Annotated in this window: 18 protein-coding genes; 9 read left to right on the forward strand and 9 right to left on the reverse strand. The window is 66.4% G+C overall.

The window, feature by feature from the left end; translation table 11 throughout:
• Positions 1-6: 6 nt before the first annotated feature.
• Positions 7-1,185 (reverse strand): aromatic ring-hydroxylating oxygenase subunit alpha, encoded by a 1,179-nt coding sequence (locus AC1VV3_RS21775; protein ID WP_482962470.1) that lies wholly within the window; start codon positions 1,183-1,185, stop codon positions 7-9.
• Positions 1,186-1,327: 142 nt separating this feature from the next.
• Here AC1VV3_RS21775 and AC1VV3_RS21780 point away from each other — a divergent pair, with 142 nt between their 5' ends.
• On the forward strand, positions 1,328-2,956 hold the full coding sequence (locus AC1VV3_RS21780) for an AMP-binding protein (protein WP_482962471.1): 1,629 nt from the start codon (positions 1,328-1,330) through the stop codon (positions 2,954-2,956).
• A gap of 39 nt (positions 2,957-2,995) precedes the next feature.
• Here AC1VV3_RS21780 and AC1VV3_RS21785 read toward each other — a convergent pair whose 3' ends face one another.
• On the reverse strand, positions 2,996-3,799 hold the full coding sequence (locus AC1VV3_RS21785) for an SDR family NAD(P)-dependent oxidoreductase (RefSeq protein ID WP_482962472.1): 804 nt from the start codon (positions 3,797-3,799) through the stop codon (positions 2,996-2,998).
• 138 nt (positions 3,800-3,937) lie between these two features.
• Here AC1VV3_RS21785 and AC1VV3_RS21790 point away from each other — a divergent pair, with 138 nt between their 5' ends.
• Positions 3,938-4,696, forward strand: a complete 759-nt coding sequence (locus AC1VV3_RS21790; RefSeq protein WP_132267571.1) for an SDR family NAD(P)-dependent oxidoreductase — start codon at positions 3,938-3,940, stop codon at positions 4,694-4,696.
• Between the two features lie 114 nt (positions 4,697-4,810).
• Here the strand turns inward: AC1VV3_RS21790 and AC1VV3_RS21795 are convergent, their stop codons facing one another.
• The gene (locus AC1VV3_RS21795) at positions 4,811-5,824 is read right to left on the reverse strand and encodes an NADP-dependent oxidoreductase (protein WP_132267573.1); all 1,014 of its coding nucleotides are present in this window, start codon (positions 5,822-5,824) and stop codon (positions 4,811-4,813) included.
• 151 nt (positions 5,825-5,975) lie between these two features.
• On the opposite strand from AC1VV3_RS21795, the gene AC1VV3_RS21800 reads away from it, so the two are divergent.
• Entirely contained in the window at positions 5,976-8,282 is a 2,307-nt protein-coding gene (locus tag AC1VV3_RS21800; RefSeq protein WP_482962473.1) for a TonB-dependent receptor, read from the forward strand.
• Between the two features lie 43 nt (positions 8,283-8,325).
• Positions 8,326-9,090, forward strand: a complete 765-nt coding sequence (locus tag AC1VV3_RS21805) for an SDR family NAD(P)-dependent oxidoreductase (protein ID WP_482962474.1) — start codon at positions 8,326-8,328, stop codon at positions 9,088-9,090.
• A gap of 87 nt (positions 9,091-9,177) precedes the next feature.
• Here AC1VV3_RS21805 and AC1VV3_RS21810 read toward each other — a convergent pair whose 3' ends face one another.
• Positions 9,178-10,188: an NADP-dependent oxidoreductase gene (locus tag AC1VV3_RS21810; RefSeq protein WP_482962475.1), complete on the reverse strand. Its 1,011-nt coding sequence runs from the start codon at positions 10,186-10,188 to the stop codon at positions 9,178-9,180.
• A 162-nt stretch (positions 10,189-10,350) separates the two neighbouring features.
• Between AC1VV3_RS21810 and AC1VV3_RS21815 the strand changes: the two genes are divergently transcribed.
• A complete protein-coding gene (locus AC1VV3_RS21815; protein WP_314467293.1) occupies positions 10,351-12,870 on the forward strand; it encodes a TonB-dependent receptor in 2,520 nt (839 codons plus the stop codon).
• Between the two features lie 104 nt (positions 12,871-12,974).
• On the opposite strand, the gene pyrC is transcribed toward AC1VV3_RS21815, so the two are convergent.
• The 4 genes from pyrC to AC1VV3_RS21835 all read right to left on the reverse strand — a co-directional run bounded on the left by pyrC (position 12,975) and on the right by AC1VV3_RS21835 (position 15,992).
• Complete coding sequence (gene pyrC / locus AC1VV3_RS21820; protein ID WP_482962476.1) at positions 12,975-14,012, reverse strand: dihydroorotase; 1,038 nt, start codon at positions 14,010-14,012, stop codon at positions 12,975-12,977.
• A 112-nt stretch (positions 14,013-14,124) separates the two neighbouring features.
• Positions 14,125-14,553 (reverse strand): nuclear transport factor 2 family protein, encoded by a 429-nt coding sequence (locus AC1VV3_RS21825; RefSeq protein ID WP_134093394.1) that lies wholly within the window; start codon positions 14,551-14,553, stop codon positions 14,125-14,127.
• A 76-nt stretch (positions 14,554-14,629) separates the two neighbouring features.
• A complete protein-coding gene (locus AC1VV3_RS21830) occupies positions 14,630-14,980 on the reverse strand; it encodes a Rieske (2Fe-2S) protein (protein WP_132267585.1) in 351 nt (116 codons plus the stop codon).
• Between the two features lie 4 nt (positions 14,981-14,984).
• The gene (locus AC1VV3_RS21835) at positions 14,985-15,992 is read right to left on the reverse strand and encodes an NADP-dependent oxidoreductase (RefSeq protein ID WP_482962477.1); all 1,008 of its coding nucleotides are present in this window, start codon (positions 15,990-15,992) and stop codon (positions 14,985-14,987) included.
• 119 nt (positions 15,993-16,111) lie between these two features.
• Between AC1VV3_RS21835 and AC1VV3_RS21840 the strand changes: the two genes are divergently transcribed.
• Positions 16,112-16,522: a nuclear transport factor 2 family protein gene (locus tag AC1VV3_RS21840; RefSeq protein ID WP_482962478.1), complete on the forward strand. Its 411-nt coding sequence runs from the start codon at positions 16,112-16,114 to the stop codon at positions 16,520-16,522.
• A 297-nt stretch (positions 16,523-16,819) separates the two neighbouring features.
• Complete coding sequence (locus AC1VV3_RS21845; RefSeq protein WP_442045351.1) at positions 16,820-17,131, forward strand: hypothetical protein; 312 nt, start codon at positions 16,820-16,822, stop codon at positions 17,129-17,131.
• Positions 17,132-17,183: 52 nt separating this feature from the next.
• Here AC1VV3_RS21845 and AC1VV3_RS21850 read toward each other — a convergent pair whose 3' ends face one another.
• Positions 17,184-17,912 (reverse strand): murein L,D-transpeptidase catalytic domain family protein, encoded by a 729-nt coding sequence (locus tag AC1VV3_RS21850; protein ID WP_132267589.1) that lies wholly within the window; start codon positions 17,910-17,912, stop codon positions 17,184-17,186.
• Positions 17,913-18,109: 197 nt separating this feature from the next.
• Between AC1VV3_RS21850 and AC1VV3_RS21855 the strand changes: the two genes are divergently transcribed.
• On the forward strand, positions 18,110-18,478 hold the full coding sequence (locus AC1VV3_RS21855) for a hypothetical protein (RefSeq protein WP_482962479.1): 369 nt from the start codon (positions 18,110-18,112) through the stop codon (positions 18,476-18,478).
• 153 nt (positions 18,479-18,631) lie between these two features.
• Positions 18,632-20,011 (forward strand): tetratricopeptide repeat protein, encoded by a 1,380-nt coding sequence (locus AC1VV3_RS21860; protein WP_482962480.1) that lies wholly within the window; start codon positions 18,632-18,634, stop codon positions 20,009-20,011.
• The last annotated feature ends 225 nt before the right edge of the window (positions 20,012-20,236 follow it).

Genomic DNA, 20,236 nt, shown 5'->3' on the forward strand with positions numbered 1-20,236 from the left:
CCCGCCCTACATCTGCGGTTCGGGAAGGGAGGCGTCGTCCTGGAGGTACCAGTTCAGCCACTCGTGGAAGTACTGGTTGCCTCTTTCATTGCGGCCGAAAGTCAGGTCGTCGTGTGCGCCGGATTCCAGGCCTTTCTGGATCTCCAGCCCGATCACGTAGTCTTCCTGATAGGTCACATCGCGGAAGAAATTCATGGCCGCTTCCACGCCCTCGCGGTCGGTCTCGTCGCGGATGGGATCGCGGCGCAGGTAGTTCAGCACCGTGCGGTTGCGGTCCGGCGTCGGCCCCGGGAAAAGCTGGGCGACCTGGGTGATCTCCGGCGCGATGAAGATCGAGACATTGGGGAAGAAGATGCGCACGAAATCGTAGCCATAGTTCTCCTTGTTGCCCCATTCCGCGCGCGGCACGTCCTTCAGCTGCTCGGCGATCGAATGCTGGGGAAAACCGATGCGGATGTTCGGGCCGAAGCCTTCGTAATGCGTGCAGTTGGACGGCGTGCGCGGGAAGATCGTCTCGGGATGGAGCGACTGGAAGTGATAGCCCTCCAGATAGCCGTCGAAGGCGATCTTCCAGTTCGCGCCCTCGATGGTGCGGTTGCCCAGATAGGTCCAGTCCGCGAAGTCCAGCGCGTCGAAATCCTCCAGGAAGCCCCGGAAATGGTTGTCGAGGTCCATCGGCGCATTGGGCGTGAGGCAGACGAAGATCATGCCGCTGCGCTCCTCGCAAGGAAGCTGGCGCAGGCCCATTTCGGCCTTGTCGACCTGGCCGAACGTGCTCGCCTCGGAAATGCCGAGCAGGCGGCCGTCGGCCCCGTAAGTCCAGGCGTGGTACTTGCAGGTGAAGCGCGCGCAGTTGCCGTGTCCGTCCGCGGCCACGGGCGCACCGCGATGCGAACAGACGTTGAGGAAGGCGCGCACCTGCCCCTGCTTGTCGCGGGTGATCAGCACCGGCAGGCCGACGGCCTCCATCGCCTTGTAATCGCCGGGATTCGGCATTTCCGCCGTGAAGGCCAGCATCAGCGGCACGCGCTTGAACACCAGCTCCATCTCGGCGTTGAACTGGTCCCGGTCGGTATAGCTGGCGGTGGGGACCTTGAACGTCCGGTCCGTCTGGAAGGTCTTCCTGTTCTCGACATAGTCGAGCATGATTTCGGCGACATCGCCAATCTGCTTCACGCGGTCCACTCGGTCCTCTCCCGCATCGTTATCGACTGCGATCCTGTGCGCCGCCGCGAGTGGCGGCAAGCTGCGCAAGGTGATAGGTCGAACAGAAAGCTTGGTACTTTGGCCAGTTGGCCGCGACCACCGGCAAGGGCAGTCATCGGCGATGATGGAGAGGAACGACAGCCCTTGGGCGTGGCTCGAAACGCCGCCGCAGCACCTTGCCGCCTATGCCGGTACCGGCGTCTGGGACGAACGCACGATCGCGCAGCAGGCCGCCGCGCTGGCCGAGGCGGACCCCGATTTCGTGGCCCTGGTCGACGGCGATGTCGCCGTCACCCGCGCGCAGGCGCTGGCCGATGCCGAGGCTCTTTCGGCCGCGCTCCATGCGCGCGGATTGCGGCCGGGCGACGTGCTGGCCTTCCAGGTGCCGAACTGGCGCGAAGCGATGGTCATCAACCTGGCCGCCGCGATGTCGGGCCTGGTCGTCAACCCGATCGTGCCGATCTACCGCGACCATGAAGTCACGCAGATGCTGGCCGACTGCCGCGCCGCCGCGCTGTTCGTGCCGGCCGCCTTCCGCAAGTTCGACTATGCCGCCATGGCCGCGCGCATCGCCGCCGATCTGCCGGACTTGCGCCATGTCTTCACGGTGCGCGGCAGCGGCGGAAACGACTATGCCGCGCTGGTCGCGGAAGGACGCGGCGCTCGCTTCGACCGGCCCGCCGTCGATCCGCTGGGCGTGAAGATGGTTCTCTATACCTCGGGCACCACCGGCAGGCCCAAGGGCGTGCTGCATAGCCATGTGTCCATCGCCCGCATCCTGCGGACAAGCGCCGCGCACTGGGGCTTCGCGTCCGGCGAAGCGGCGCTGATGCCCTCGCCCGTCACGCATGTCTCCGGCTATGCCAACGGACTGGAAGCGCCTTTCGTCTGCGGCACGCGCACGGTGCTGATGGAAAGCTGGAACGCCGGCGAGGCGCTGGCACTGATCGACCGGCACCGGCTGGTCGGCACCGTGGCGGCGACCCCGTTCCTGGTCGAACTGGCGGCGGCGGCGCGCGAATCGGGCAATCCGCTTCCCTCGTTCCGCTTCTTCGCTTGCGGCGGCGCGGCGGTTCCGGCCGACCTCATCCCCGCTGCCAACGCCGCCTTCGCCCAGTGCCGCGCCTTCCGCGTCTTCGGTGCATCGGAAGTGCCGCTGGTGACGTTCGGCTGGCCGCACGACGAGCACCTGGCCGCCACCACCGACGGCAAAGTGGTCGATTACGAGGTCCGCATCGTCGATGACGAGGACCACGCCTTGCCCGATGGCCAGGAGGGCGAAATCCTTGCGCGCGGGCCCGGCATGTTGCTGGGCTATGCCGACGCCGGCCAGACGCGCGAGGCGATCACCGCGGACGGCTTCTTCCGCACCGGCGACCTCGGCGTGCGCACGGCCGAGGGGGCAATCACGGTGACCGGCCGCAAGAAGGACCTGATCATCCGCGGCGGCGAGAATATCTCCGCCAAGGAGATCGAGGACGTGCTCCACGCCCATCCGCTGGTGCGCGAGGCCGCCGTCGTCGCCATGCCGCATGCGCGGCTGGGTGAAGGTGTCTGCGCTTACGTGATCGCGGCGGAGGGCCTGATTTCGGCCGAGGATCTGGCCGCCCATGTCGCGGGGAGCGGCCTGGCGCGGCAGAAGATCCCGGAGCGCTTCGAATTCCGCGGAGATTTCCCGCGCACTGCCTCCGGCAAAGTGCGCAAGGACCTGCTGCGTGAGGATGTGCGGGCGAAGATGTGCGTACGGTAACGCCGCCCGGGACCTGACCCGGGCGGAACCGCCCCCGGTCTATCCTTCCATGGCTGCCGCTACGGCCGCCTCGATCTCGCTCTTCATCGGATTGCGCCGCAAGGTCAGGCCGCCGTTCACCTGCAGATTCTCACCAGTCATGAAGCACTCGTCGCTGGCGAGCCAGACGGCGGCGGCGGCGATGTCGTCGGACGTGCCGATGCGGCCGAGCGGATAGCCGGCAAGGAACGCGTCGAACAGGCCGGGCACCTGCTTGGCATCGGCGGTCATCGGCGTATCGGTCAGCCCCGGCGAGATCGAGTTCGCCCGCACGCCCTCGCGCCCGAACTCGTTGGCGACGCAGCGGATCACATGGTCGGTCCCCGCCTTGGTGCCCATGTAGGCGGCGTGGTCGTCCAGCATGATCGTTGCCGTGGCGGAACTGATCTGGATGATCGAGCCGCCCTCGCCGCCCCGGCTGCGCGCCATGCGCCGCAGCATCGCCTGGAAGAAATGGAACGGCCCCACGTACTGGAGCATGGTCATCGCCATCACGTCCTCGTGCGTGGTGTCCAGGAACGGCTTCAGCAGCCCCCAGCCCGTGGCGTTGAGGGCAATGTCGATGCCGCCCAGCTTCGCGGCGGCGGCCTCGGCCAGACCCTCCACGCTCTGCGCGTCGGTGAGGTCGCACGCGGCCCATTCGCAGTGGTTGCGCGCAGCGAAGTCGGCCAGAACCGCTTCCTTGCGGCCCGAAACCAGCACGCGCGCGCCTTCCGCGATGAAGCGCCGGGCGATGTGCTGGCCCATGTTGTCCGGGCTGCTGGCGCCCAGAATCACGGCGCGCTTGCCTTGCAGTCGTCCCATCGTTCTCTCCCGGTTGTTCCATGGGGCTAGCACGGCGGGCGGCGCCTCGTTCCTGACCAAAATAGGAGTGGCCCCCGCCCTCGCGAGCGGCGACAACCGGCGCACAGAACAACGCGCGAAGGCAGAGGACAGGCAGCCATGGATCTTGGACTGAAGGGCAAGAAAGTCATTCTCACCGGCGGCAGCCGCGGCATCGGCCGTGCGGCGCTGGAAGTCTTCGCGGAGGAAGGCTGCGACATCGCATTCTTCTCGCGCAATGCCGAACAAGTGGCGGAAACCGTCGAGTCGCTCGCCCGCCACGGCGGCATCGTGGTCGGTGAGGCGCTCGACATGCTGGACCACGACGCTTACGTCGAATGGCTGAAATCCGCCGCTGAAAAGCTGGGCGGCTGCGACGTGTTCGTGCCCGGCGCCAGCGCCTCCGGCTCCGGCGCGACCGGAGACTGGGAAGCCTGCTTCGCCGCCGACATCAAGGGCACCGTGCTCGGCTGCGAGACCCTGCAGCCCTGGCTGGAGAAATCGGGCGCCGGCGCCATCGTCATCATGGCCTCCACCGCCGGGACCGAGACGTTCATCGTGCCTCAGGCCTTCAACGCGATGAAGGCGGCGCTGATCGCCTATTCCGGTCAGCTCAGCCAGATGGTCGGCCCGATGGGCATTCGCGTGAACTGCGTCTCGCCCGGCCCGATCAAGTTCCCCGGCGGCAACTGGGAAGCCATCGGCCAGGCCATGCCCGAGCTTTACCAGGCCACCGAAGCCGCTTTCGCGCTGGGCCGCTGGGGCGGACCGGAGGAAGTGGCGCGCACCATCGTCTTCCTCGCCAGCGCAGCCTCGTCCTACACCACCGGCACCAATGTCGTGGTCGATGGCGGCTATACCAAGCGCGTGCAGTTCTAGGCGTTACCCTCCAAGCACGGAGCTTACGGCGGACCGCAAGGTCCGCCGTCTTTTTTCGCGGTGGCGCGCGGAACGACGAGGTCTTCGGTTGATCGGCCGCTCGCAGGCCCGCGCTCAGGCGATCCGCAACACCAGCTTGCCGGTATTCGCCCCGGAAAACAGCCGCATGAAGGCCGCATAGGCGTTCTCCAGCCCTTCCTGCACGTCCTCATCCGCGCGGAGCCGCCCTTCCGCCAGCCACTGCGCCATCTGCGCGCCGCCCTCGGCAAAGCGGTGAGCGTAGTCGGCGATCAGGAAGCCGTGCACCGTCGCCCGCCGCGTCAGCACCTGCCAGAGATTGCGCAGGCCCAGCTTCTCCGGCGCGTTGTATTCGCTGATGAGTCCGCAGAGCACGATCCGCGCATGGAGCGCGAGGTTGAACACTTCCGCCTCCAGCACCGGCCCGCCCACGTTCTCGAACACGATATCGGCGCCGTCCGGCGCCGCTTCGGCAATCGCGGCGACGAGGGCTGCGTGGTCCTTCCCCTTGTAGTCCACGGCGGCGTCGAAGCCGTAGTCCTCGATCAGGCGGCGGCACTTCTCCGCCCCGCCCGCGATGCCGACTACCCGGCAACCGGCGATCTTGCCAAGCTGGCCCACGGCGGACCCCACTGCTCCGGCCGCGCCGGACACCAGCAGCGTCTCGCCTTCGCGCGGCTGGGCCACTTCCAGCAGGCCGAAATAGGCCGTCAGCCCCACCGCGCCCAGCGCCGAGAGATAGTTCGAGGGGGAGGCCACCGCAGCGACGTCGATCGCCATGGTGAACCCGCCCGGCATCGCCACCGAATAGTCCTCCAGCGCGTTCAGCCCCATCACCCATTGACCCACGCGGAACTCTGGATTGTCCGAGGCATGCACCACCCCTACCGTGGTCGCGCGAACCGCATCGCCCAGCGGGATCGGCGGCATGTAGCTCGGCGCATCGTCCATCCACCCCCGCTGCGCGGGATCGAGCGAGGCGTAGTGGTTGCGCACCAGGATACCGCCGGGCGGAGCCGCCGGCACCGCTGTTTCCACAAGGGCGAAGTCTTCCGCCGCGGGTTCTCCCCGGGGGCGGCGCGCAAGCAGGAAACGGCGGTTGGCAGTCATGACAAGGTTCTCCTCTCCAGCCTGCCTTGACTTGTCGTTCACTGGCCCCGCCGCACCTGTGCAAATGGTCAGTTCGGGTATCTCTCGAATTCGTAGCATAGTGATCAAGTAAAGTCGGCTACACGAATAGTCGGGGAGAGGGAGGAAACCAATGGCATCCGCACGTCGTCGCGGAGCGTGGCTTGTCGCATTGTCGACAAGCGCGCTCACTTGCATCGTATCTCCGGCACAGGCGCAAAGCGAAATTCCGAGAGAGGCACCTGCCCCCGCTTCGGAAGCCGCCGCGCAGCCATCTCCCATCGGCGCGACCGAGATCATCGTCACCGCCCGCCGCCGCGCGGAAACGCTGCAGTCCACGCCCGTGGCCATCACCGCTGTCAACGCCGCGATGCTGGAGAACAAGGCGGCCGTCAACATCGGCGACCTGCAGGGCGCGGCACCGGGCCTGCTCATCACCCAGCAGAATTCGGGCGCGCAGGCGGCCAATATCTCGATCCGCGGCCTGACTTACGCCGATATCGAAAAGTCCCAGACGCCCACCGTGGGCGTGGTGGTGGACGGGGTGACGATCGGCACCAGCACCGGCCAGCTCCAGGACGCGTTCGACATCGCCCAGATCGAAGTTCTGCGCGGCCCGCAAGGCACGCTGTTCGGCGCCAACACCATCGGCGGCGTCATCAACATCACCCGCACCAAGCCGACCATGGAACCCGGCGTAAAGGCCGAATTCACCTATGGCCGCTGGAACACCTGGGCGGCCAAGGCCATCGTCAATTACGGCGACGGAGAGACCTGGGGCATCAAGGGCTGGTACTTCCACAACGAATCCGACGGCTTCTACCACAACGCCATCCGCGACACCCGCGCGGGCGGCAGCAAGGGAGACAGCTACGGCGCCAGCCTGCTGTTCCAGCCTACCGGCAGCGGTTTCGACGCCCAGCTCAGCGTCGAGAACGTGGTGCAGGACTTCGAGCCGGTGGTAAGCAACCTCACCAACAGCACCGAACTGTTCTGCGGACTGATCCCGGCCAACGAGTGCAACCGCAACAACACCAGCGATCTCTACACCGTCTTCACGCTTCCCGCGAAGAGCAAGTACCGTGCGCCCAATGCCACGTTGCAGATGAATTACGACCTGGGCGCGGTGAAGCTCAGCTCGATCACCGGCTGGCGCCACAGCAAGGAAGCCCAGACCCAGGACTTCGATGGTTCCTCCACCGATCTCTACTACGTGGACCGCCGCCAGCACTATACCCAGTGGAGCCAGGAACTGCGCGCGGCGGGCAATCTCTTCACCGGCTTCGACTATGTGGTGGGCGGCTACTACTTCCATTCGAAGTACGACCTGACCCAGTGGACGCGCTTCTTCGGCTTCGATCCCTCGATCCCGCCGATGGAATTCGACCAGAATCCCCAGACCAATGTCGGCAAGACCACCAGCTACGCCTTCTTCGGAGACTTCAACTGGGCCTTTGCCGACAAGTGGCGCCTCTCGTTCGGCGGTCGCTGGTCGCATGACAACAAGAAGCTGACCAACAGCTTCGCGCAGGCCGGGCTGATCGGCTCGGGCGATGCCAACTTCACCAAGTTCACGCCCAAGATCGGCGTCGACTATCGCCCGAACGACGACGTGATGCTCTATGCCTCCTGGTCGCGCGGGTACCGTTCGGGCGGCTTCAGCCCGCGCGCGGCGACGGCGCAGACCGCCGGCACGCCGTTCCAGCCCGAAACGGTGGATGCCTATGAAATCGGCGCCAAGCTTGCCGCCTTCGACAAGCGGGTGGAAGTCAACATCGCCGGCTACATCTCCGACTACAAGGACATGCAGCAGAACCTGACCGTGCCGGGCGGCCCGCTGGGCAACCAGACGATCACCGGCAACGTGCCGGGCGGCGCGATCATCAAGGGCATCGAGATGGATGCCACCTTGCGCATCACGCCCGAACTGACGATCACCGCCTCCTCCGCCTACATGAAGTCCCACTTCCGCAACTTCGTGACCGACGGCATCAACGGCGCGCTGATCGTGCCCTTCGACTATTCCGCCAACAGGCTGATCTACGCCCCCAAGTTCACCGGCTCGGTCAATGCCGACTATTCGGTGCCCACCAGCTTCGGCAAGATCGTCGCCACGGCGGGCTGGCGCCATATCAGCCCCTATGACGAGCAGATCTCGCTCGGGCCGCTCACCCTGGCGACGGACAGCGCCGGCACGGTCACCAGCGTCGTGGTCAATGGCAACGACCCGCGCGTGCGCACCACCACGCAGGATCTGGTCGACAGCAGCCTGACCTTCAACTTCGATATCGGCGACAAGGAAGCCTACTTCCGCGTGTTCGGCCGCAACCTCCTCAACGAGAAGACCACCACTCACGCCTTCACCGTCGCCGGGCTGTTCTCGTTCGGCATGGCACTGGAACCGCGGACATACGGCGCCACGGTCGGCGTGAAATTCTAGCTCCTGGTTCAGGAGCGGCAGGCAATTTGGAAGGATCGAAAGCATGGGTCGTCTGGAAGGCAAGATCACGCTGGTTACCGGCGCCGGGAACGAACGCGGCCTGGGCGCCGCCACCGCGCGGCGCTTCGCGGAAGAAGGGGCCTTCGTCTATGTCACCGACCTTGACGCGGGCGGCGCCGAGAGCGTCGCGGCGGCCCTGCGCGAGGCCGGCGGCCAGGCCGAGGCGCTGGCGCAGGACGTGACCAGCGAAGCGGGATGGGAAGACCTGTTCCAGGCCATCGAGAAAGGCCACGGCCGGCTCGACGTGCTGGTGAACAATGCCGGCATCGCCGTGCTCAAGCCGCTGACCGCGCTGTCGCTGGCCGACTGGGAGAAGCAGAACAAGGTCAATCTCGACAGCGTATTCCTGGGCACCCGCCGGGCCGTGGAGCTGATGCGCAAGACCGGCGGCGGGGGATCGATCGTCAACCTCTCTTCCATCGGAGGCCTCGTCGGTGTGTCGATGTGCGGGGCCTATGGCGCGGCCAAGGGCGGGGTGCGGATCTTCTCCAAGGTGGTGGCGATGGAATGCGCGGCCGAGGGCATCCGCTGCAACTCGGTCCACCCCGGCATGATCGAGACGGCCATGCAGGACGTCGCCCGCAGCGACAACCCGGAAGGCTTCAAGGAGATCGTCGCCTCGATCCCGATGAAGCGCATGGGCGCGCCGCTGGACATCGCCAACATGATCCTGTTCCTCGCCAGCGACGAAGCCAATTACATCACCGGCGGCGAATTCGTGGTGGACGGGGGCGTCACCGCGATGTGACCGGCGCGGTCGGGAAAGGACGAGTGTGGATCGCGTCGCCCCGGATCGGATCCGGGGCGACGTTTCCATGAACCGCGCGTTCCGCCTTCAGGCCACTTTCACCACCACTTTGCCGATGTTCTTCCCGGTCAGCATCCGCTCGTAGGCGGTGAGCACGTTCTCGATCCCCGCCGTCTCGTCGAAACGCATCGCCAGCTTCCCGGCATCGAGCCACCCGCGCAGCACCGGCAGGAACTCGGCGCCGCGCTCCAGGAAGTCGGGAATGAAGAACCCCTCGACCCGCAGGCGCCGCATCAGGATCTGGTCGAAGCGCGCCGGCCCGGGCATCGGCGCATCGCCGTCATAGCCCGCCACCATGCCGCAGATCGCCACCCGCCCGTAATGCGCCATATTGGGCAGCACCGCATCGAGGATCGGCCCACCGACATTGTCGAAGAAAGCGCCGATCCCGCCGTCGATCGTGGCAAGCCGCGCCGCCACGTCTTCGCCGCGATAGTCGATGGCCATATCGACGCCCAGGTCCTCGACCAGCCAGCGGCATTTCTCGGCGCCGCCGGCGATGCCCACCACTTTCGCACCGAGATTGCGGCCGACCTGACAGGCCAGGCTGCCGGTGGCCCCGGCCGCTGCGGAAACGGCAAGCCATTCGCCGGGGCGCACCGCCGCCACTTCCTTCACGCCGACATAGGCCGTCCAGGCGTTCATCCCCAGCGCGCCGAAGTGCTGGCGCGGATCGGCCAGCCCCTCGTCCACCGCTTCCAGCCCGGCGAGCGCAGGCACGACCACCGCCTGTTCCGCCCATTGCCCGAAGCCGCGCACCAGGGTGCCGACCGGAAAGGCAGGATCGCGCGTCTCGCTGACCCGGCCGAGCACCAGGCCCACCATCCTGGCGCCCAGCGGCAAGGGCGGCTGATAGCCGTCTGTACGCGGGCTCATCCACATGCGGGTGCCCGCGTCCATGGACAGCCACGCGGTGGCAATGCGCACTTCGCCGGGTGCCAGCGGCGCCGGGGCCTCCTCGCACAGGGTCAGGAAACGGGCGAAATCCCTATTGCCTTCGGGATGACGGTCGAGCCGCCAGAAACGATTGCCGGTCAAGGTGCCTCTCCATGGGCCGCGCGGGCCGAACCGCCACCGTCGCCCGCGCCGCCCCGGCCCGCCACCTGTGCAAACTGATAGGACTATCCGTTTGCACAGGCCGCCGCGCGCGCCGCCGGGCCTACCAAGGCAGGACAAGAAGAACATGTGGGAGGTCCTGAAATGCGATTCTCGAAATCGATCCTGCTCACGTCGACGACGCTGACCATGACGCTCATGGCGCTGCCCGCCGCCGCGCAGGATACAGCCCCATCGACGCCGAGCGCCGCGCCCCCGGCAACGCAGGGCGAATCGACCACCGGCAGCCCCGTGGCGACAGGCGGCATCCACGACATCATCGTCACCGCGCGCAAGCGACAGGAAACCGCGCAGGACGTGCCGGTGGCCGTCACCGCGATCTCCGCCGAACAGATCGCCTCGCGCGATATCACCAGCGTGGAGAAGATCGCCGCCATCGCGCCGCAGTTCAACGTCGGGCGTGCGTCCAACGGCTCGGGCGCGCAGCTCACCTTGCGCGGCATCGGGTCTTCCTCGACCTCGATCGGCATCGAGCAATCGGTCGCAGTCGTCGTCGACGGCGCCTATTACGGGCAGGGCCGCGTGATCCAGGAGGGCTTCTTCGATCTCGCCCGCGTGGAAGTGCTGAAAGGCCCGCAGGCGCTGTTCTTCGGCAAGAACGCCACGGCCGGCGTGATCTCGATCACCACCGCCGATCCCACCCCCACGCCCGAGTTCCAGATCAAGGGCGGCTACGAATTCCGCAGCCAGCAATACCGCGTCGAAGGCTATGCCTCGATGCCGCTGACCGAAACTCTCGGCATTCGCCTGGCTGCGCGCTATTCCAAGATGGACGGCGGCTACTATCGCAACGTCGCCGAGGACGTGACCTTCACCGACGTCGATGCCGTCAGCATCCTGGCAGGCGGCAATGGCAATCCCACCTCGCATATCGCCACGCCGGCCGCGCACAAGGCGCCGGGCGAGGAGGAATTCCTGGCCCGCGGCACTCTGAAATGGGAACCGACGAGCCGCCTTACCGTCAGCCTCAAGGGCACGGTGGACTTCAACGAGGTCAACAATTCCTCGTGGAACTACGTGGCCTATGCCTGCGGCAACGGGCAGACCTCGCAGCTCAACGGCTATCCCTGCGGCAAGGATTTCGTCACGCACCAGAACAACATGCCGGCGGACGTCGCCGCCACCTATCCTTTCGCCAAGAAGGACGGCCAGCTCTACAACCGCTACCGTTCGGCGGGCGGCACGCTCAACGTGACGTATGACGCCGACCTGCTTCAGCTCTCCTCCGTCACCAACTACCAGTGGAACAACAACCGCTGGACCTGCGCCTGCGACTTCCAGTCCAGCAACAGCGGCACCGGCCCGGGCAGCACCTGGGCGACCGAGAACTCTTCGTGGAAGGCCTTCAGCCAGGAATTCCGCGCCCTTACGCAGTTCGACGGGCCGTTCAACATGATGCTGGGCATGCTCTACCAGAAGACCAAGCGCGATTTCGAGCAATACGTGATGACCGGCGGCGTCTCCAACTCGGCCGCGCCGGCCGGTCTCGAATATGTCGCCAGCGCCAAGAGCAGCTTCACCAAGGGCGAGACCATGGCCGTATTCGGCCAGCTCACCTACAAGATCGTGCCCACCCTCGAACTGGCCGGCGGCGTGCGCTATTCGGACGAGACCAAGAACAGCTTCTTCACCCAGCCTTACAACAACCCCCTGCTGACCGGCATCTTCCGCGACCGGAACGACCCCGACGGGCTGGGCGAAGTGACCGCGCGCCAGCATTTCACCAACTGGTCCCCGGAAGCGACGCTGACCTGGAAGCCGACCGACGACCTGATGGTCTATGCGGCCTACAAGACCGCCTACAAGTCGGGCGGGTTCTCCAACGGCGGCATCAATTCGAAGCTGTCGACCGATCCCAACGCCGACCTGACGTTCGACCCCGAGAAGGCGCAGGGCTACGAGCTGGGCTTCAAGTCCACCCTGCTGGACCGCCAGCTGCGCTTCAACGTCACGGCCTTCAACTACAAGTACAAGAACCTGCAGGTGGACTTCTTCAACTCGCCGATCTTCGCCTTCCAGACGCTGACCGCCGATGCGCGGACCAAGGGCGTGGAAGCCGAATTCCAGTTCGCGCCCAATGGCGTGCCCGGGCTCGACCTGCACGGCTCCATCAACTACGACAAGGCCCGCTACACCGACTTCCCGCTGGCCCCCTGCTACGCCGGCCAGACCCCGGCGGAAGGCTGCAACCTGGCGGGCAACAGCCGCCAGGACCTCGGCGGCAAGTCGCTCTCCGTCGCACCGCGCTGGACCGGCAACCTGGGCATCAACTACGAGATGGCGGTCGGCTCGGCGATGAAGCTGGGCATGAACGTCGATGCCAAGTACTCGGACAGCTACTATGCCTCGGCCTTCGGCAATCCGCTTTCGAAGCAGGGCAAATACGTCACGCTCGACGCGGGCATCCGTTTCGGGGCCGAAGACGACAACTGGCAGCTGGCGGTGATCGGCAAGAACCTCACCAACCGCTTCTACGTCACCGGCGTGGTCGACGGCCCTTCCACCGGCAGCGGCACCGGCACGCCGGCAGGGGTGAAGGCCGACCAGCTCGGCTTCGGCACCCTGCCGCGCACGGTCATGGTCGAAGTCACCAAGAAGTTCTGATCCCCGCGCAAGGAAAAGGCCCGGTCCTCCGCAAGGAGGCCGGGCCTTTTCCTGTCCGCTTCCGCCGTGCGCCGTGGCGCAGCGCACAAGGCGGAGTCAGGCACTCAGCCGACGAAGCGCCAGCGCATGGTCTCGCCCGCGTGGAAGGGCACGACGCGGATCTCGCCGTGAGTCACCACGTCCTCCACGGTCACGTCCTCGCGCTTCAGCGTCACCGTGCCTTCGTTCAGGGGCAGGCCGTAGAAGTTCGGGCCATGCTCGGACGCGAAGCCTTCCAGCCGGTCCAGCACGCCTTCCTCGTCGAAGACTTGCGCGTAGCTTTCCATCGCATAGGGGGCGTTGAAGATGCCCGCGCAGCCGCAGGCGGCTTCCTTGCGGCCGATGCCGTGCGGCGCGCTGTCAGTGCCCAGGAAGAACTTGGGCGAACCCGAGACCGCCGCCTTGCGCACCGCCAGCCGGTGCCGTTCGCGCTTGGCCACGGGCAGGCAATAGGCATGGGGGCGAATGCCGCCGTCGAAGATGGCGTTGCGGTTGATGATGAGGTGCTGCGGCGTGATCGTCGCGCCGATCTGCGGCCCGCTGCCGGCCACGAACTCGGCCGCCTCGGCCGTGGTGATGTGTTCCAGCACGATCTTCAGCGCCGGGAAGTCGCGCACCAGCGGCGTCAGAACGCGCTCGATGAACACGGCCTCGCGGTCGAAGATGTCGATATCGCGGTCCGTCACTTCGCCATGGATCAGCAGCGGCATGCCGATCCGCTGCATGGTTTCCAGCAGGCCGGTGAGCTTGCGGATATCGGTGACGCCGTGAGCGGAATTGGTGGTGGCATGGGCGGGGTAGAGCTTGCAGGCGGCGAACACGCCCTGCTCGTAGCCGCGGGCGATTTCGGCCGGATCGGCGTCATCGGTGAGATAGCAGACCATCAGCGGCGTGAAGTCCGCACCGGCGGGCAGCGCATCCAGGATACGCCCGCGATAGGCCTCTGCCGCGGCGACGGTGATGACCGGCGGCGTGAGGTTGGGCATCACGATGGCGCGTGCGAACTGGCGCGCGGTATAGCCGACGACGGCTTCCAGCATCTCGCCATCGCGGAGATGCACATGCCAGTCGTCGGGGCGGCGGATCGTTATCTGCGAGGTCATGCCTGCGCTCTACGCGCTTGGATGCGCGGCGTCGATTCCGGATTTGGCGCAATCCGCAGCCGGGGCCGACGCCAGTATCGGCCCAAGGATCGTCATGGCAGCCCTGCCGTCCTCAGCAGCCCTTCGGCCCATGCTGGCGGTGGACATTGCGGAAAGAGCGGCTGCTGAACAGCCAGCGCCCGTCCACTTTCACGCAGCGGTCCTCGTAGACGCCGCGGTCGCGCTTGGTCACGCCGTCGTGGTCATAGACTTCCGCCGTGTAGCTGCGCATCGTCGCGCTGTCGCCGGAGACTTCGATGGAGCCGGGCCAGGCCTGGAACAGGATGCCGGGATAGGCCTTCATCGCCTCGGTCCACATGGCGACGATGGCCGGGCGGCCCCGCGTCGTGCCCAGTTCGGGATAGTCCGGCAGCGACCATTCGGCATCCTCGGCCCAGGTCGCGCCCCAGTCCTCCGCATCGCGGCGCGTCACCGCATCGGCATAAGTCTCCAGCAGCTCCCGAATGGCGAGGCGGTCCTCGAACGGTCCGGTGTAGGGCATCGTCGTCTCCTGTTCTGGTTCTCGCAAATCGGTCCGCCCATGCCTGCCGGGCACATCGTGGCGGCACCGGCGCTTTTCAGGTTTCCACCGGGCGCTCGTCTGGGCCGGGCGGGGTATCGGGCACGGCCACCGCGATCATGCCGTCCGCGATCCGCAGCTCGAACCTTCGCAAGTCCGCATAGGCACCGCCGATGCAGCGGCCGGTCGCCGCCTCGAACCGCGCGCCGTGCAGTGGGCACATGATCGCGCCGCGCCGCACTTTCCCGCCGGAGAGCAGCGCCGCCTGGTGGGTGCAGCGATCGTTGACGGCATTGAAGCCTTCCTCGGTGCGCAGCACCAGCACGCTCCACCCGGCCACGCGCGCCGCCAGCTTGCCTTCTTCGGGGAAATCGGCCTCGGCAAGCAGGGGATGCCAGGTTTCGCTCATGGTCTCAGATCCGGACAAGAGTCTTTCCTATGGTGCGGCCCGACATCAGGTCGATGAAGGCCTGGGGGAGCGTCTCGAACCCGTCGCGCACATTGGCGAGCGGCTTCAGCTTGCCTTCCGCCACCCAGGCGTCCAGCTCGGCCTGCGCCTGCCCCAGCACCTGCGGGTAGTCGTAAGTGATGAAGCCCTGCATGCGGATGCGGTTGACGACGAGCTGCCAGAGCGTGCGCACACCGTGGGGATGGTCGGCATCGTTGTATTGGCCGACCATGCCGCAGACGGCGACGCGGCCATGAAGACGCATCAGCGGCAGAACCGCCTCCAGCACTTCGCCGCCGACATTGTCGAAATAGACGTCCACGCCCTCGGGCGCGGCCCTGGCGATTTCGGCGGCGATGTCCGGAGTGGCGCGATAGTCGATGGCGGCGTCGAAGCCGAGGTCGCGGATCACTTGCGCCTTCTCGGGCGAACCGACGATGCCGATCACCTTGCAGCCCCGCGCCCGGGCGATCTGGCCGACGGTGGACCCGGTCGCGCCCGCGGCGGCGCTGACCACCACGGTTTCGCCCGGCTTCGCCTCGCCCACGGCGAACAGGCCGACCCACGCCGTCAGCCCCACCGGGCCGAGCGCGCCCATGTAGTGATGCAGTTCGGTATCGGTCTGCCGGTTGACCTTTTCCAACCCCCAGGCCTCGCCGGAAAGAACGTAGTGGTCAGACCAGCTCGCGAAAGCGCGCACGAAAGTGCCCACCGGATAGTCCGCGTGCCGGGATGCCACGACCTCGCCCAGCGACATGCCCTTGATCGGTGCGCCCAGCGCCACCGGCTCGACGTAGCTGGGCCGGTCGTCAAGGAAGCCCCGGATCGCGGGATCGACCGAGCCCACCCGCATCGCCACCAGGAACTCGCCCGGTCCGGGCGGTGCCAATTCGGTTTCCGTAAGGCGGAAATCCTCCCCCACGGGCACGCCTTGCGGCCGCCTCGCCAGGACTATCTGTCTGACCTTTCCCATCCGCGCAGCTTAGACGCCGCCCGGCCGCGGGGACTGCTAGTCGAAACGCTAGGTTCGGGAAATTCCGGCCTTTGTCACAGTCCCGGCCACAAGCAGAGCGCGGGAAGAGGAGCATTGCCATGACCATGAGTCCCGAACAGATTATCGATTTCGTCGACCGCCTCTATGCCGCCACCGGCGCGGGCGACTGGGACACGGCATCGGCCATGCTCACCGAGGATTTCGTGGCTCACGAGGCGGACAGCCTGCCGATGGCCGGCGAATATCGTGGCCGCAACGGGTTGCGCGAACTCTACGCCAAAGTCATGGGCCTGTGCGACGTGGTCGCGCTTGACCGGATCGAAACCACGGCCGGCAAGGACTATGCGGTGACGATCCTGTCGCTGCGCTTCGCCGATCCCGCCCTGCCGCCCGCCGAGATCTGCGAGCGTTTCCGCTTTCGCGACGGAAAGTGCTGCGAGATCAAGCCGTTCTACTACGACGCCGCTCCCTTCGTGGCAGCCAGTCGCGCCAAGACGGCCCAGGCCTGAGAAGCAGGCCGGGATGCCCTCCGGGTCGCACCGGGGCTCCGGCGACAACAGCGCCAACGATTGCGGCACACGATTGCGGCAAAGATGCCACAGCGGGGTGCGCCGCAGCGAAAATCTCGTCTGAATTCAGCGCGAAAACACCCCGACTCGGCCGATGAAACCAGGGCGAGAAGCGTCAGGAACGGCGGAAAACCGTCCCCTACTCCAAAAGAAATGCACAGAAAGGTTCGCCGGAACGTTCTTTATCGGCGCTGAAATGTTATGCTCGCACTGGCAGCAATCAGCATGGGACCACGAATGCCGAAGGACGCAACGGTTTACTCGATCGATTCCACGAACCCCCGGACCGGCTCGTCCAGACCGTCATTGAACGAACAGCTTTCCGCCATCCTGGGTGACCTGCGCGAGCGGATTGCCGAGGCGGACGACGTGACGCTGGAATTCAAGGGCAAGCTCCACGTCCATCTCGACGTCAAGCGGGGTGAGGATCTGCCGCTGGTGGAAGCCAAGCTGGCCGATCTGGGTGCGGGCATGTTCTCGCAGATCAGCCGGGGATCGACGCCCAATCATCCCTTCTCGCACCGGGTGAGCGCGCTGGTGACGATCTGAAGCTGCCGCGCCGCCGGGATTTCTCGGCGGCCGCAAGGCAGCGGCGAGCCGGTCAGGCCATCTTGGCCGCGTAGATCATCCGGCCCTCGCCGAGGTGGTCGAAGGCGCGGCCCAGGAGGCTGTCCCCCACCGCGAGGCAGCCCTGGCTGCGGCCGAGCTTGCCATGGGCCCCGATCATGTTCGGCTCCGCATACCAGGCCCCGTGGATGACGATCGCCCGTTCCAGCGCGTTGCTGTTGGTATCGTCCAGGCCGACAAGCCGCTGCGAACGGCCGTGGCCGCCGTAGTAATAGTCGGCGGTGAGATAGGCGCCTTCGCTGCTGGCGTTGGAGCCGGGACGGTTCGAGAACCGCTGCAACCAGCCGGTATGGCCGGGATCGGAACCGCTGCCGTGGGCCACGGGCAGCGACGTGATCTTGCGATTGTCCAGGTCCACCAGATGGAAGCGCGGCTGCGAGGACGAGGCCGAGAAATCCACCACGCCGATCCGGTCGCGCTTCACGCGCCGATCGTGGCGGTCCAGCGCCTTCATCGCCGCATCGAACAGCTCGGCGCGGATACCCTCGGGCTGGAACGGCGCGGGCACCGGCGGCAAGGCTGCCGGGGACACCGGCGCGATCGAGCCCGCGTTCGGCCCGGTCTTGGACCCAACGTTGGGGAGGACAAGCGAAGCACCACGCCCCCGCTCCGGCAATGCGGACGAGATGGCGCGGGCTGCAGAGGACGATGTCGCTGCGAACGCGGTGGCTGCAACGATCAGATTGCGACGGCTGAACTTCATATCCTCGGTGCCATATAGCGATTCCGTCGACAAAGTCTTGGCCAGATTCGTCTCCTTCGCCACAAGCTCTTGTCCCCGCATCGAAAGACGTGAAAGGTTCATACACCATGACGACAGGCCGATCCGCTAGACTTTCGAGTGAGGACTACCGCCTGGCGGTCGCTTCGATAATCCGTAACCTCCAGAAGAACGGGGATTTGTCCGACGCCCAGCTGGCTACCCGACTGGGCTGCTCCACCGGGACGATCCGCAATGCGCGCGGCCGGGCGACGAGCCTCGATCCGCTGATTCTCGCGCGAATCGAACAGGAGTTCGGACCGGGCGCGATCGACCCCTTCCTGGCTCTTGGCAAAGTGCGCGCCGTGCCGCTGGCCGATGCCACCCTGCCGATGGACCCCGTCCTCGCCATCGTCGAAGCCCTGCACCGAATCGTCGAGGTCCAGTCCGTGGACAGCGAAGGCGGCTCGCGGATCACCGTGGCGGAGCTGCGTAAGATCATCGAGGAACTGCGCCACGGCCGCACGGCGCTCGACGCGCTGATTGCTCGCGCCGAGGCGATACGCTGACGGCAACCGTCCGGAAATGGGACGCGGCGGGACCCGCGTGCCCGGAAAGCCGCCATTCCGCCCTGCCTGCCCGATTCGCCTCGCTTGCGTGCCGGCTTGAGCGCCTCGCCCTGAGTAGCTAGGCTGGCGCCAGGCACAGGGTCGCGAAACTGCATGACTTCAGACGAACGCCGGTTGGATGGCTGGAAAGCGATAGCGGCCTATTTCGGCAGGGACCGCACCACGGTCGCGCGGTGGGCGCGCGAACGGGGACTGCCGATCCACCAGCTTCCCGGCGGCAAGCAGAAAACCGTCTTCGCCTATCGGCACGAACTGGCGGAATGGGAAAGCCGCAATCCCGGCGTGGAAGAAGGCGCTGCCGGACCTGCCGCCGAAGCCGCGCCATCCCCGCCCGCATCGACATCCCTACCCCTGCCGCCCCTGCCTCTCGCCGCGCCCATTCCGGCCCGCAAGCGCTGGTCCTGGCCCATGGCGCTGGCTATTGCGCTGCCGCTTCTGCTGGCGGCGGGACTGCTGGCCTGGCCGAAAAACCGGCATGAGCAGCTTCCCCGCGATCCGGCGGCCGCGCGCGATTTCATCGCTGCGCGGGACGCCTGGGCCCATCGCCGCCCCAAGGACCTGGAGGCGGCGATCCAGCTCTACGGCGCGGTGATCGCGCGCGAGCCGGACTATGCCCCCGCGCGCGCCGGACTGGCCGAAACCTGGCTGATCTACCGTGAATATGGCGATGTCAGCGACGCGGAAGCCTTCGGCAAGGCCAGGATCGCCGCGGCCAAGGCACTCGAACTCGATTCGGGCCTCGCCAGCGCACACCGCGCCGAGGGGTTCATCGACTACTGGTGGGACAACGACCCCGCCGCCGCGCTCAAGGCCTTCGCCGACGCCCTGCATGATGACGACAACGACGGGCTGACGTACTTCTGGCTGGCCAACATCCTTTCCGACCTTGGAGAGAGCGACCGGGCGGAGCGCTATTACCAGCGCGCCGTGGCGCTCCTGCCCGGATCCCAGCCGATCGCGGTGGAGCACGCCTGGGCCGGATGGCAGGCCGGCCATGATGCGCAGGCGCTGGCCGCTCTGCTCGATCTCAAGCGCACCTATCCGCAGGACGCCACGGTCAGCAGCTGCCTATCGTGGATCTATCTTGGCCAGGGCGACATCCACGGCTTCGCAAGGGAATTCGCGGACTTCGCCCGCCTGCGCCACGATCCCGCCACCGAACGACTCTCCGCCCGGATGACCCGCGCCGTCGCCGACGATCCCGCCCATGCCCACCGCCTGATGATTGCCGATGCCCTTTCCGAAATCGCGCAGGGCGGGCGGCGCATTCGCCAGACACCGGCCTTCTACGCCGCGTCGATGAAAGACCGTGAGCAACTGGTGGAATTGATGCACGAGGCCGTCATGCTGGGCGAGCACTGGTACTCGCGCCCGGTCACCCGCCGGATCGAAGCAGGGTGGAAGGACGACCGCGAGGTCATGGACCTGCTGAAGCAACTGGTGCCGCCAGTGCCCAGGCAGGCCCTTCCCTGAGAGGAAAATCGGGTCAGGCGGCGTGCCTTGAAAGGCCGGGTTTTCGATCTGTGTTCATGCGCACGTTCGGCAGGGATGCCATGCCCCTATCTTTCTGACTTTCTGATGCAATTCAGCGCTCTTCCGCAATTTGCAGCAATTTGCATCATCATAGAATCACGCGTTTCGTTGTATGACGTGTGCATGGGCGCCGGGGGCGGCAACTTCCAACGAAGTTGCGGGGAT

It is taken from the genome of Novosphingobium sp. BL-S-34 (assembly GCF_056857015.1).

What these genes read in the sequence shown, in the direction of transcription:
- AC1VV3_RS21780 (WP_482962471.1), top strand. Translation starts at nt 1,328, where the DNA reads ATGATGGAGAGGAACGACAGCCCTTGGGCGTGGCTCGAAACGCCGCCG.
- AC1VV3_RS21785 (WP_482962472.1), bottom strand. Translation starts at nt 3,799, where the DNA reads ATGGGACGACTGCAAGGCAAGCGCGCCGTGATTCTGGGCGCCAGCAGC.
- AC1VV3_RS21790 (WP_132267571.1), top strand. Translation starts at nt 3,938, where the DNA reads ATGGATCTTGGACTGAAGGGCAAGAAAGTCATTCTCACCGGCGGCAGC.
- AC1VV3_RS21795 (WP_132267573.1), bottom strand. Translation starts at nt 5,824, where the DNA reads ATGACTGCCAACCGCCGTTTCCTGCTTGCGCGCCGCCCCCGGGGAGAA.
- AC1VV3_RS21800 (WP_482962473.1), top strand. Translation starts at nt 5,976, where the DNA reads ATGGCATCCGCACGTCGTCGCGGAGCGTGGCTTGTCGCATTGTCGACA.
- AC1VV3_RS21805 (WP_482962474.1), top strand. Translation starts at nt 8,326, where the DNA reads ATGGGTCGTCTGGAAGGCAAGATCACGCTGGTTACCGGCGCCGGGAAC.
- AC1VV3_RS21815 (WP_314467293.1), top strand. Translation starts at nt 10,351, where the DNA reads ATGCGATTCTCGAAATCGATCCTGCTCACGTCGACGACGCTGACCATG.
- pyrC (WP_482962476.1), bottom strand. Translation starts at nt 14,012, where the DNA reads ATGACCTCGCAGATAACGATCCGCCGCCCCGACGACTGGCATGTGCAT.
- AC1VV3_RS21825 (WP_134093394.1), bottom strand. Translation starts at nt 14,553, where the DNA reads ATGCCCTACACCGGACCGTTCGAGGACCGCCTCGCCATTCGGGAGCTG.
- AC1VV3_RS21830 (WP_132267585.1), bottom strand. Translation starts at nt 14,980, where the DNA reads ATGAGCGAAACCTGGCATCCCCTGCTTGCCGAGGCCGATTTCCCCGAA.
- AC1VV3_RS21835 (WP_482962477.1), bottom strand. Translation starts at nt 15,992, where the DNA reads ATGGGAAAGGTCAGACAGATAGTCCTGGCGAGGCGGCCGCAAGGCGTG.
- AC1VV3_RS21840 (WP_482962478.1), top strand. Translation starts at nt 16,112, where the DNA reads ATGACCATGAGTCCCGAACAGATTATCGATTTCGTCGACCGCCTCTAT.
- AC1VV3_RS21845 (WP_442045351.1), top strand. Translation starts at nt 16,820, where the DNA reads ATGCCGAAGGACGCAACGGTTTACTCGATCGATTCCACGAACCCCCGG.
- AC1VV3_RS21850 (WP_132267589.1), bottom strand. Translation starts at nt 17,912, where the DNA reads ATGAAGTTCAGCCGTCGCAATCTGATCGTTGCAGCCACCGCGTTCGCA.
- AC1VV3_RS21860 (WP_482962480.1), top strand. Translation starts at nt 18,632, where the DNA reads ATGACTTCAGACGAACGCCGGTTGGATGGCTGGAAAGCGATAGCGGCC.